The 12179-nt window shown below is 49.7% G+C and carries 10 protein-coding genes; 4 read left to right on the top strand and 6 right to left on the bottom strand.

Annotation, left to right across the window (positions count from 1 at the left end; all coding sequences use genetic code 11):
• Positions 1-447 (bottom strand): ABC transporter ATP-binding protein (locus ACLU9Q_RS11490; RefSeq protein WP_412625265.1); only part of this gene is annotated, 447 nt, incomplete at its 3' end.
• A 279-nt stretch (positions 448-726) separates the two neighbouring features.
• Between ACLU9Q_RS11490 and ACLU9Q_RS11485 the strand changes: the two genes are divergently transcribed.
• A complete protein-coding gene (locus tag ACLU9Q_RS11485) occupies positions 727-1668 on the top strand; it encodes a 3'-5' exonuclease (protein WP_296831862.1) in 942 nt (313 codons plus the stop codon).
• A 134-nt stretch (positions 1669-1802) separates the two neighbouring features.
• Here ACLU9Q_RS11485 and ACLU9Q_RS11480 read toward each other — a convergent pair whose 3' ends face one another.
• Together ACLU9Q_RS11480 and ACLU9Q_RS11475 are read right to left on the bottom strand one after the other, a co-directional pair.
• Positions 1803-2540, bottom strand: a complete 738-nt coding sequence (locus ACLU9Q_RS11480; RefSeq protein ID WP_296831864.1) for a tyrosine-type recombinase/integrase — start codon at positions 2538-2540, stop codon at positions 1803-1805.
• 47 nt (positions 2541-2587) lie between these two features.
• A complete protein-coding gene (locus ACLU9Q_RS11475; RefSeq protein WP_296831866.1) occupies positions 2588-4387 on the bottom strand; it encodes a D-alanyl-D-alanine carboxypeptidase family protein in 1800 nt (599 codons plus the stop codon).
• 442 nt (positions 4388-4829) lie between these two features.
• On the opposite strand from ACLU9Q_RS11475, the gene ACLU9Q_RS11470 reads away from it, so the two are divergent.
• From ACLU9Q_RS11470 to ACLU9Q_RS11460, 3 genes are read left to right on the top strand one after another with little or no spacing between them, the layout of a single operon-like run.
• Positions 4830-5618, top strand: a complete 789-nt coding sequence (locus tag ACLU9Q_RS11470; RefSeq protein ID WP_296831867.1) for an alpha/beta hydrolase — start codon at positions 4830-4832, stop codon at positions 5616-5618.
• Positions 5619-6398 (top strand): esterase family protein, encoded by a 780-nt coding sequence (locus ACLU9Q_RS11465; protein ID WP_296831869.1) that lies wholly within the window; start codon positions 5619-5621, stop codon positions 6396-6398.
• Between the two features lie 15 nt (positions 6399-6413).
• Positions 6414-7610: an ATP-grasp domain-containing protein gene (locus tag ACLU9Q_RS11460; protein WP_296831871.1), complete on the top strand. Its 1197-nt coding sequence runs from the start codon at positions 6414-6416 to the stop codon at positions 7608-7610.
• An 80-nt stretch (positions 7611-7690) separates the two neighbouring features.
• Here ACLU9Q_RS11460 and ACLU9Q_RS11455 read toward each other — a convergent pair whose 3' ends face one another.
• The 3 genes from ACLU9Q_RS11455 to ACLU9Q_RS11445 are packed head-to-tail and all read right to left on the bottom strand — an operon-like array spanning position 7691 to position 12155.
• A complete protein-coding gene (locus ACLU9Q_RS11455) occupies positions 7691-8845 on the bottom strand; it encodes a glycoside hydrolase family 88 protein (RefSeq protein WP_296831873.1) in 1155 nt (384 codons plus the stop codon).
• A 42-nt stretch (positions 8846-8887) separates the two neighbouring features.
• Entirely contained in the window at positions 8888-10333 is a 1446-nt protein-coding gene (locus tag ACLU9Q_RS11450) for a response regulator transcription factor (RefSeq protein ID WP_296831875.1), read from the bottom strand.
• Entirely contained in the window at positions 10311-12155 is a 1845-nt protein-coding gene (locus ACLU9Q_RS11445) for a sensor histidine kinase (protein ID WP_296831877.1), read from the bottom strand. The genes ACLU9Q_RS11450 and ACLU9Q_RS11445 overlap by 23 nt, the downstream gene beginning before the upstream one ends.
• Positions 12156-12179: the final 24 nt, after the last annotated feature.

Below are 12179 nucleotides of genomic sequence, written 5' to 3'. Positions count from 1 at the left end.
GATAGCACGTCCCATAGCAACACGCTGTCTCTGACCACCGGAAAGAGCCTTCGGCTTACGGTCTAACAGTTTGTCAAGGTCGAGGATCTTTGCAGCTTCTCTAACCATCTTGTCGATCTGATCCTTCGGAACCTTTCTCAGTTTCAGACCAAATGCCATGTTATCATAAACAGTCATATGCGGATACAGAGCGTAGTTCTGGAATACCATCGCGATATCTCTGTCCTTCGGCTCTACATCGTTTACAACTCTGTCGCCGATTTTCAGAGTACCCTCTGAAATCTCTTCCAGACCAGCGATCATACGAAGAGTTGTGGACTTACCACATCCGGACGGACCTACAAAGATGATGAATTCTTTATCTTCAATCTCAAGATTGAAATCTTTAACCGCTTCAAATCCGTTCGGGTATCTTTTGTAAATGTGCTCCAAAGATAAACTTGCCATTTTTTACTTTCCTCCTAGAATTTTTATCAAGTTGTCACGCAAACCCTTTGTTTGCCTATGAAAAGAGTATAGCTTATTTTCCCGAAAAGCGCTATACCACTAATAAACAAATTTTTTTTAAATGGCTTGTCACATCTGCTCATGTGCAACAGACCGTTTTTTGACAACAGGCAGTTTGACGAAAGTACTTTTAAATTTTATACACAATGCACGAAAACAAGGTTTTACAGGACAATATCACCATTTGACATCCCCTCGCGACGTATGTATAATAGGCTCATGAATTACATTGTATTTGATTTGGAATGGAACCAGTGCCCGGACGGCAAGGAACACGAGCTGCGCGATCTTCCTTTTGAGATATTGGAGATCGGCGCCATAAAGCTGAATAGTGAGAAAATTGAGACAGACCGTTTTCATGAGTATATCAGGCCGACGGTCTATTTGCGTTTGCACAGTAAAACGCAGGAAATCGTGCATATCGATCCGGAGACGCTTGAAAGTGCCGATTTCTTTCCGGCAGTTCTTGAAAGATTCCGGAAATGGTGCGGCCCGGACGCACACTACTGTACCTGGGGTTCGCTGGATCTCCTGGAGCTTCAGAGAAACATCCGCTACCATAAGCTGCCAGGCTTTTTTCCCTTCCCGCTGAAATTTTATGACATCCAGAAAATTTTCAGCCTCACCTTTGAGGACGGAAAAAGCCGCCGCACGCTGGAGCACGCCGTGGATATGCTGCATATTAAGAAAAACGTTCCCTTCCACGAAGCGCTCTCCGACGCCTACTACACCGCAGCCGTAATGCGCTTTCTGCCGGAGGATACGCTGCTCTCCTATTATTCGATCGACTATTTCCGGATCCCCCAGCGGCGCAATGAAGAAATTTATGAGACATTCGAAAATTATTCAAAGTATGTCTCTAAAAAATTTCCGTCGCGGACTGCCGTCATGAAGGATCGCGTCGTCCGCTCCACCACCTGCTATGTCTGCGGCAAAAAAGCGGTGAAAAAAATCCCCTGGTTTACCGGCGGGAGCAAAAACTACCGCTGCCTCTCCTACTGCGAGGAGCACGGCTGGTTAAAGGGAAAAATCCGCATAAAAAAAACAGAGGACGACAAAAGTTATTTCTGTGTAAAAACACTCAAGCTCATCAGCGAAGAGCGCGCTCAGGAAATTATCACGCGCTATAAAGAGCGCACGGAAAAAAAGAGGGACTTATAAAATCCCCCGGCAAACCTTTTACTAAAAAACGTCCACCGGACGTTTTTGCCGTATGCATGGCAACTTACAAAAACAGCCCCGCGCTGCCGCGTCCTCTCAGACGCGCAAACCGTGAGGCTGTTTTTACTCCCTTTTTATTTTGTGCTCTTGAAATTGTCAACAAGCTGTTCTACCTCTGTGAGCAGGCAGTCAAGCTTTCCATAGAAAGCATCGTTGTTTGTCGGATTGTCCAGCTCTGCCTCCAGACCCTTAAACAGATCCACGATCGCTTTCATACGTTTCTTTCCGTTTCCGTCTTTGTAGAGCATGTAACGGCTTCTCTCATTTTCCTCCGGCGTCATCTTTTTGAGAACGACCTCTACGTTCGGCTTCTCACCGATGTAACGGTAAGTGATGGACGGCGACGCATGGTTGAGCAGGTTCTGCAGATAGTAAATATCGTTTGTGCTCTTGTAATATCTCCATGCGAAGGTCTTGCGCATGGTCTGCGCGCCGATGGAATTCAGTCCCATTTCCTTGCCGACGCTCTTAAATACGCGGTACGCCTGTTCTCGGGAAAGCGGTGCGGAGGAGCTTGCATGACCCTGGATCAAATACGCGTCCGGATCCTTTCCTTCTGTATAATTATTGATGATTTCCTTTAAATCCTTCGGGATGGTGAAGGTACGTTTGATATTCTTCGTCCCGATGGATGCCTCAATCTTATCCTTGCCGCGAATATCTTTATTTTTAAATTTCAGAATCTCCTGGAGCTGCATTCCGGTTCCTACGCCGATTTCAAACAAAATGTAATATTTGTCATCCACCTCTCGCAATGCCTCTTTAAATTTCTTCAGTGTCTCCTCGTCTTTGATCGGTGATACCCAATTCATTGTTTTTCCTCCCTTTTTAATTATTTAAGCTTTTATGCTTGGTTTAACTAATCCAACGGTTCATCGTCATCCTCCAGCGGAACCTCGATATACTCATCCTCCGGTTCGTCATCAAAATTCTTCTGTGACTTCTGACCGGAAGCTTCCTGCGGGGGCTCTTCCTGTTTTTCGCCGTCGCTCTCCTCATCGAAATAAAAATCCGGGCTATTTTCCATTTCCTCCAGCTCTTTTTCCTGCTGACGGCGCTTCTCTTTTTCTTCTGCAAGTTCCTGCCGAAGCTGCTCTGCGCGAAGCTCCGCCTCCACCTGGGCTGCAGATTTGCGCTCAATCTCTTCTTCCAGCATTCGGCGGATCTTCATATCTTCTTCGCGCAGCTCCATAATTTTCATATATTTCCGCTTGCGGTTTACGGCAACCAGAAGAAGCGGTACAAAAATCAGCAGAAGAACTGCCCCGATGATCGCAGCGATCACCGTATTTTCTTCAATAAACGCATCCATTTTTCCGTAGAGCGTCAGCGCTCCGCCTGCGATCGTTCCCAGAACGCCGCCGACCGTACCGGCCACTCCACCGGATTCCTTAACAGCTTCCGTCTCGGTGACTGCTTCTGTTAAAACCTCGGTAGGCGCTTCTGTCTCCCATTGCCCGGTGTACGTGAACGGAACACTTCCGAGAACCTGTCCTTCATACGAATAAGACAGGGTATGCGTGCCAAAATCCATGGTCTTTTTCAATGCGGAAGCCTCCACGCCCGCCGGAAGCGTGACCTTCGTCTCCGCTGCCATCTCAAACGGCGCTTCGGAAAAGTCCGCACTCTTAATTCTCTCCTGCTCATCGGCGTCCTCAATGCCGGTAATCTCCAGCCCTGCGCCGCCCGTATTCGCGATCTGCTCATCATGGAAATTGGCAAATCCATAATCGAGCAGCACCTTCGTATCATCATATGAGACATATTGTCCGGGGCAACGCAGCACCACGCTGATGATCGTCATCCCATCGCGCTCCGCCGCTGTGACCAGAGTATTCCAGGCTTCGTCGGTATAGCCATTCTTTCCGCCGATACAGCCGTCGTACAGCATTCCTTCCTCGGAAATCATTTTGTGATGATTGATAAAGTACCGGACCTCATCTACCAGATTTGTCTCCGGGTAATTGTATTCGACGGTTCCTATGATTTCGCGGAACTTCTCGTTCTTCAGCGCCGCCTGCATGATCAGTGCCATGTCCTTCGCACACGTATAATGATTCTCGTCGTGAAGTCCGTGCACATTTACAAAATGTGTATGGGTGCAGCCAAGCTCCGCCGCCCTATCATTCATCATGCCGACATAGGTTTCGATATCTCCGCCGATATGCTCCGCAACAGCATTGGAAATCTCGTTCGCCGAAGCGAGCAGGATCCCGTACAGACACTGCTCCAGCGTCAGCTCCTCACCGGCAGTCAGCCCGAGATGAGAGCTTCCGTATTCGATGCTGTAAACCGCATTCTCAGAAAATTTAACAACATCACTTAAATTTCCCTTCTCCAACGCAATAAGTGCCGTCATGATTTTGGTGATACTCGCCGGATACTCCTGCTTCTCAATACTCTTCGCATAGAGAATCGCTCCGGTATCGGCGTCCATCAAAATAGCCGTCTCTGCATTTACCGCATCTCCCTGCGGCCAGTTCGGGATATTGTTTGACTGGATTTCTTCATAATAAGCCGCCAGATGCTCCGTTTCTGCTTCCGTTTCCTCCGCATATTCCTCCCCTGCGGAATCCTCTGCGAAGCCGTGTAGCGGAAACATACTGAAAATCAGCAGAAAAGACAAAAGCAACGGCAGAAAATTTTTCCCCTTTTTCATCATTTATCTCCCAGATTCGCATTTTCAAAAATTACATCACATATTATAACAAATCCTTCCCCATTTTACAAGAAGAAATTTATATTTCTCAAAAATTTTTTCGTGACTTCCGGCGTAATTCCCGAAGCGGTTGCGGTTTTTTACGGTTTGTGCTATATTTACTCATAAGAAACAATTCTACCTGTGCGGTTGAAGCATCTAAAGCTGTTTCAACCCGCCGGCAGCGGGGTGCAGCATCCCGCTGCTAAAAGGCACTTTTTGTTACTGTTCAGGTCAGGACTTTGCATCCGCTGCGACGCGCAGCTAGTCCTGTGGGCAAAGTCCGTAAGAAAGTAATACAGGTGTGAGCAGATCCCATTCGCAGAGCGAATTTTAAATGGATTTGCGAATATTACTGTGAACGACGTGAACAGTAACCACTTTTTAACAGGGAGGTCAGACTATGATAGAAAAATGGAAAGTAACCGTTCCGATACTTACCGGAAATGAAGAGAGAAACGCTTATATTTACCTGCCGGAATCCTACTACAACGGCAATGAGGACACACGTTATCCGGTCTTATATATGTTCGACGGACACAATGTCTTCTTTGATTCCGACGCCACCTATGGGAAATGCTGGGGCATGAAGGAATACATGGAATCCACCGGCACCCAGATGATCATTGCCGCCGTGGAATGCAACCACAGCCCGGATCACGGGCGTCTGAAGGAATATTCGCCCTACAATTTTACCGAACCGAGCTTTGGAAAAATCACCGGATACGGCGACCAGACCATGGAATGGATGATACATACCTTTAAACAGGAGATCGACCACCGGTTCCGCACGCTGCCGGACCGCGACCACACCTATATCGCAGGAAGCTCCATGGGCGGGCTGATGAGCCTTTATGCCGTCATGGAATATAATCAGACGTTCTCGCGCGCAGCGGCGCTCTCGCCGTCCATCTGGGTAGCGCCGGGCAAGCTGGAAAAGCTCATCCGCGAAGCGCAGCTTCTGCCGGATACGATCGTCTACATGGATTACGGAGAGCATGAGATGAAAATGCGCCCCGGCATGGAGCGTCACTTTAAAAACATTGCCGCGCGCCTGCTCGAACGTTCCGTATTGCTTGTAAGCCGTATCGTTCCGGGCGGAACTCATTGTGAGGCATGCTGGGAAAAGCAGATTCCGTTCTTTATGAACACCATCACATATCCTGAAACCAGCAGGGAAGGACAGGAATAAATGGAGATCCAATATTACAAACAGTACAGTCACAAATTAAACCGTGACATGGAGTGGAAGGTCTATGGTCACGCCGGACGCCCTGTCCTCTTTATTCCCTGTCAGGACGGACGCTTTTTCGACTTCGAAAACTTTAAAATGATCGATGTCTGGGCGCCGTTTATCGACGCAGGCAAGGTGATGGTCTTTTCCATCGACACCGTTGACGGGGAGACCTGGTCCAACAGCCAGGGCGATCCCCGCTGGCGCATCTGCCGTTATGAGCAGTGGATTGCCTATATCACCGACGAAATGGTTCCATTCATGCGCAATATGGTAAATGAGCGCAATGGCTGGAGGGGCTATCCCGACGTCATTGTCTTTGGCTGCAGCCTTGGCGCCACCCACGCGGCGAATCTCTATTTCCGCCGCCCCGATCTGTTCGACGGACTGCTTGCGCTGAGCGGCATTTACACCGCCGCATACGGCTTCGGTTCCTATATGGATGATCTGGTCTACAATAATTCACCGGTTCACTACCTGGCAAACATGCCGGCGGATCACCCGTACATTACGTTGTATAACAAAAAGAAAGCGATCATCTGCGTGGGGCAGGGACCGTGGGAGCTGCCGGATTCCACCCGTGAGCTGGACGGCATTCTAAAGAGCAAGGGCATCGACGCCTGGGTAGATTACTGGGGCTTCGACTGCTCCCACGACTGGTACTGGTGGTACCGTCAGGTGGAATATTTTGTTCCATATCTGCTTGAAAGTTCCGGCGGCGCCGTAAGAGAATCATGAGGGAGGACACATATTATGAAAAATTTTATCTTTATTTCACCAAACTTCCCGGCAAACTACTGGATGTTTTGCCGCGAGCTGAAGAAAAACGGGCTGAATGTGCTCGGTATCGGCGACCAGCCCTACGACGAGCTGACGACCGATCTGAAGGACAGCCTGAACGAATATTATAAAGTGAGCAACCTGGAGAATGACGATGAGGTGTACCGCGCCGTTGCGTTTCTCATTTACAAACACGGCCGCATCGACTGGCTGGAGTCCAACAATGAATACTGGCTGGAGCGCGACGCGCGTCTGCGCACCGACTTTAATATCACCACGGGCTTCCAGGCGTCCGATATTCCTCACATAAAGTTTAAGTCACAGATGAAGGCATACTACGCCGCCGCAGGCATCCCCACCGCGCGCTACCACATGGTAGATACGCTGGAAAACTGCCTGAATTTTGCCGCACAGGTGCATTACCCCGTGGTTGCAAAGCCTGACAACGGCGTCGGCGCATCCCACACCTTCAAAATCGAGGATGAAGAGCAGATGAAGCAGTTTTTCGAGCTGAAGTGGCCGGATACTGCCTATATTATGGAAGAATTTGTGAACGGCGAGGTGAACTCTTACGACGCGATTATCGACTCCCACGGGCAGCCGATGTTTGAGACGGGCAATATCACACCGATGTCTATCATGGATATTGTCAACAAAAATGACAATTCCATTTTTTACATCTTAAAGAGTCTCCCGGACGACACCCGCGAGGCAGGGCGCGCTACCGTGAAGAGCTTCGGTGTAAAAAGCCGCTTTGTACACTTTGAATTTTTCCGCCTGCTGAAAGATCAGGAAGGACTGGGCAAAAAAGGCGATCTGGTGGCTCTCGAAGTCAACATGCGTCCGAGCGGCGGCGTCACCCCGGATATGATCGACTTTGCCCACAGCACCGACGTGTACAAGATCTGGGCGGATATGATTGCCTTTGACCGCTCCACCATGCCGGTCGGCACGCACGCCTACTGCGCATTTGCAGGCAGACGCGACGGCAAGGATTTTGCCTTAAGCCACGCCGACATCGCAGAAAAATACAAAGGCAACATGAAAATGATGGAGCGCATCCCCGACGTGCTCTCCGGCGCGATGGGCAACCAGATGTATGTAGCCGTGTTCAATTCACGCAAAGAGATGGACGAGTTCTATAACGATATTCTGAAGTGCAACGAATAAGAATCTGTGCGGCTGCTAATGTGCACAGGTTTAAAAAGACCGTGTTTTCCCAAACCAGGGAACCGCACGGTCTTTTCTTTTTACCACATCTTAAATTCCATTCCCGCCAGCCGGAATACAGCCTCCATAAAGAAATAGTCCGCATAGCTCATCGTAAAATGATGTCTCTTATCATGATAGGAAGCCGAACAGTTCTGCACGATCGCATCACAGTCCGTTCCCCAGTCGGCGCGCGTTTCGGCAATCGTCTGCAGAATCCTCCGGGCATATTTAAGATAACGCTCCTTTTCGGCACCCTCCGCCTGCTCTGCCAGCTCAATGAGACCGCCTGCGATCACGCACGCGCCGCAGGAATCCTCCCACGCCGGTTCCTCTGGCTGGCAAAAGTCCACCGGAATAATGCCGCTCTCCGGAATATGCGCGATGCAGTATTCCGCCACTTTCTTTGCCGTCTCCAGATACTCTTTCTTTCCGGTGTGCCGGTAGCTGATCATAAAACCATAGACCGCCCAGCCCTGTCCTCTCGTCCACGCGGAGCCCTCCGCATAGCCCTGCCCGCCATAGCTCTTTACCATTTCTCCGGTTTCCGGATTAAATTCCACAATGTGGCAGACGGATCCGTCATCCCGCACAAAATTTTTCCGCACGGTGTCAGCGTGCATCATTGCAATATGACGAAAGCGCGGGTCCTTCGTCTCCTCCGACGCCCAGTAAAGCAGGGAAATATTAAACATGCAGTCGATAATCGCCCAGCCTCTGGTATCATCTGTGCTTCCTGGAATATCATTCCATGCCCGGATATAATTTCCCGCCGGATTAAACCTCCCCGCCAGAAGCGCAGCGGCATGAAGCGCCGTCGTTTTTGCCTGGCTGCGCCCGGTAATCCGGTAGTCTGCGACAGCCGTCGGCTGAAACATAAATCCGACGTCATGATGCAATCCCAGAAAGGTCTGAAAGCACTCCGTCATTTTATCCTCAGAAATGCGCGCGATCTCTGCATAGCGTTCCTCTTTCGTGTACAGATACAGCAGCCACATCATGCCGCCCCAGAATCCGTTCGTCCACCAGCTCAGCCCGTCATCCGCATTCCAGCTTCTGCTTTTGTCCGAACGGTCATCGTAATCCCCGTTTTCGTCTGTCGTATACGGTATCTTTTCTTTATTTTTCTCGCTCACCCAGCGCATCTTCTCTGTGATCCGCGCTGCCATCTCTCTTGCCCATTTCGTCTCTTCCAATTGTAACGCTCATCCTCTCTTATTATGATCAAACATGCTGCTTTAAGATTCCTCCGCCGCGTCGCGCCGCCTCTTGCGGAATTCATTCGGCGTTTCATGATAATAGCGCTGAAAGTTTTCTGAAAAATTGCGTGCATCCTTAAAGCCTACCCGCGCGGCAATTTCGTAAGCCTTCATATCCGTTTTCATGAGCAGCGCCATAGAGTGCTGCAGACGGACGCGGTTTAAATACTCCTTAAAATTCTCCCCGGCATTTTTCTTAAAAAAACTGCTGAAATAATACTGGTTCATGTGCACCACATCCGCCAGCACCTGCAGTGTCAGATTTTCGTCGTAGTGATTCTCAATATAAGCCTTCGCCTTCAGAAAGTCCTGGTTTTCAACGCCCACCACCGTACTCTGAAGCTGATGGATATACCCTGCTGCCAGTTCAAAATATACCGCCTTCATTTCGCGGTAGGTCTCACACGCCCTGCCCTTCTCCAGAAGCCCCCGCATATCGGGATTTCTTCCCGGAAGCCCCAGATTGTGAAACCGCTCCTCCAGCATACGAATCAACGTGCAGAGATAAAAATAGGCATCCTCCTTTTTCCCTCTGGCAATCCGGGCCAGCAGCCTTGTATACTGCTCATATTGTTTTTCCAGCATCGGTTCATTCTGGGCAACCACGGAATCGATCATGCGCTCACGAAGCTGCATAAACCGCTTCCACTCTTCCTCGCTCTCCTCCTTAAGAAAACAGACCGGATCCTCCGACGGCTCCACAAAGAACAGATAGCCCTCCGCTCCTTCTGTGTTTCCCACCAGAAATCCAAGCTTCTGATGATATCTCTCCTGCACCAGCAGCTCCAGCTTCTTTAAAATATCGCGGCATTCCTCTTCATCTGTCGTCTTTAATCGAAGAACCGTCTGCTTCCCGCGATAAATCATCTCTCCAATGCCTTGCTCCGACAGATATTCCTCCAGAAAGCTCTGCAGGGAAAACTCCATCAGCCGCCGCATCTGGTCATTCCCGTCGTCCTGCCAGAATATCTTCACATAGACTGTAGTTCCTTCCATAAGGTCTCCGGCTTCTGGCCGCTCCCCGCTCTGCGCAGGCTGGAAATTTTCTGTGTGATCTTTTGCAATATGAGTACATTTTTCCAGCGCCCGCAAAAGCTCCTCCCGGATTACCGGCTTCAGTAAGTACTCCACCGCTCCATACTGCACGGCTGCCCTCGCATACTCAAACTCCTGGAATCCGCTGATAAAGATCACCTTTGTATCCAGCCCCATTCTGCGGCATGTTTTCAGTATATCGACGCCTGTCATTTCCGGCATGGAAATATCCAGCAGCGCAAGCTCCGGCTTCAGCTCCAGAATCCCTTTCATAGCGCTTTTTCCGTCTGTGTATTCCCCCACGATCTCAATACCGAGCTGTTCAAAATCAAGCAGCTTCTGGATTCCCCGGATAATCACCGGCTCATCATCCGCCAATATCATTCTCATCCTCTGCATCCTCCCCGAAAATCACCGGCATCATTACCTGGACCATCGTCCCGATCCCCACCGTGCTTGTCACCGTAATACCATATTTTTCCCCGTACAGCAAACGTATCCTGTCATGTACATTTTTTAAGCCGATGCTCTGCCAGTTATACTCATCCTTAACCCCCGGAGCATCGCCCTCCAGGAGCTGCCGCAGTCCGTCAAGCGCCTGTGCGTCCATCCCGACGCCGGTATCCATCACACTGATGCAAAGCTCCCCGTCCTCCACATAAGCCTCTACGCTGATGCTGCCCTTTCCGTTCCGTGGTCTGATTCCGTGAACGTAGGCATTTTCAACGATCGGCTGCAGGATCAGCCTCGGCACCATAATTCCGTCCAGACCTTCCTCCTGCGTTCTGAGCTGAATCTTTCCGGTGATCCGGCAGTTCAGAAGGTAAATATATTTTTTGATAATGCCAAGCTCCTTTTCCAGGGGAACCATATCGGTCACCGGTCCGATCAGATAGTGGATCTGTTCTGAGAGCGCCTCGATCATTTCCGGCACGTTCTGGTTGCCCTCCTCCAGCGCCGTCATACGGATAATCTCCAGCGTGTTATACAAAAAGTGCGGATATATCTGCGACTTCAGCGCCGTCAGCTCCGCCTCCTTCTGCCTGAGCCGGAACACATACACCTGATCAATATGTTTCTTTAAGGCGGCGCTCATCTGATTAAAGCGCTGTGAGAGAATGCCGATCTCATCCTCCGAATGCACCGGAAGCTGAATGTTAAAATCCCCCTTCTCAATCTTTTCCATTTCCTGCATCATCGCCTGCATCGGCTTCGTCAGCCGTTTTGAAAAGTAAACAGACGCCGCAAGCAGCGCGGCGATCGACGCGCCGACAAACAGATAAATGATTTTCTGTACATTGTAGATCTGGGAGAAGGCAACGGCTGCATCCATCACTGCGATCACCTGCAGCCCATATTCATTTTCTCTGGATCTTACCACAAATTGCTTTTGTGTATTTTCAAATGTCATATCCAGCTTCTTCCCGATGCAGGCGCTGTCGCTGCTGTACAGACAATTTCCGCTTTCATCTGTCACATAAAAATCTTCATTTCCGCTGAATTTTACACTTGTGAAAATCTGCGCGATCCTTCTTATGTCAACGTCGAGAAACAGCGTCCCCACATAGGGCGTATTCCCAATCTCGCCCCGAAGATCATAATAGTTCCGCGCCACCGTAAACACCGGGTTGTTCAAGCCGCTGAAATACCCGGTCGCGTGCGTTGGGATCAGGATCAGCTGTCTGCTCTGTCTGTCAAGATTTTCAAAATCCATCACATTTTCAAATAATGCCGCATCTTTAAAAAAGGTGCTGTAGCGGCTGTAGTGAAACGCCAGCTTTTCCCCATTTAAGTCCGGCGCCACGAAGTGCGCGCCCTGCATATACTGGTCCACCCCGTCCAGATATTTCAAAAATTCGTGCATCTCGGACGCCCGGTCTTCCTCCATCGTCTCCGGGTCGTATCCCTCGCCGTACAGCATCTGCCGGAAATTATCAAAGGTCAGATAATCTCTTCTGGCGTACTCGTCCTGTGAATTATTGTAACTGTACGGCATCTTGGATATCGTATTGTAGGTGTCCAGCACCTCCTCCAGACTGTTTCCCACATACTCTGCTGCCTGCGTGTACTGCGCCTGCAGTGCCAGCCGGTAATCAGAAATCATGCTGTTCAGAATAACCGTTGCCAGTATCAGCATTGGGACAAGCCCGACCAAAATAATCGTAATTGCAAATTTATGGTATAAGCTCAGTTTCCGGAACCATGTTTTCATACCGCCGCCCTCCGCACAAAGAAT

Source organism: Marvinbryantia sp. (genome assembly GCF_047017445.1).
GTDB lineage: Bacteria > Bacillota > Clostridia > Lachnospirales > Lachnospiraceae > Marvinbryantia.
This window is presented reverse-complemented; position numbering and strand designations above follow the sequence as displayed.

Excerpts from the sequence above, each read along its gene's own strand:
- ACLU9Q_RS11485 (WP_296831862.1), top strand. The coding sequence starts at position 727 with ATGAATTACATTGTATTTGATTTGGAATGGAACCAGTGCCCGGACGGC.
- ACLU9Q_RS11480 (WP_296831864.1), bottom strand. The coding sequence starts at position 2,540 with ATGAATTGGGTATCACCGATCAAAGACGAGGAGACACTGAAGAAATTT.
- ACLU9Q_RS11475 (WP_296831866.1), bottom strand. The coding sequence starts at position 4,387 with ATGAAAAAGGGGAAAAATTTTCTGCCGTTGCTTTTGTCTTTTCTGCTG.
- ACLU9Q_RS11470 (WP_296831867.1), top strand. The coding sequence starts at position 4,830 with ATGATAGAAAAATGGAAAGTAACCGTTCCGATACTTACCGGAAATGAA.
- ACLU9Q_RS11465 (WP_296831869.1), top strand. The coding sequence starts at position 5,619 with ATGGAGATCCAATATTACAAACAGTACAGTCACAAATTAAACCGTGAC.
- ACLU9Q_RS11460 (WP_296831871.1), top strand. The coding sequence starts at position 6,414 with ATGAAAAATTTTATCTTTATTTCACCAAACTTCCCGGCAAACTACTGG.
- ACLU9Q_RS11450 (WP_296831875.1), bottom strand. The coding sequence starts at position 10,333 with ATGAGAATGATATTGGCGGATGATGAGCCGGTGATTATCCGGGGAATC.
- ACLU9Q_RS11445 (WP_296831877.1), bottom strand. The coding sequence starts at position 12,155 with ATGAAAACATGGTTCCGGAAACTGAGCTTATACCATAAATTTGCAATT.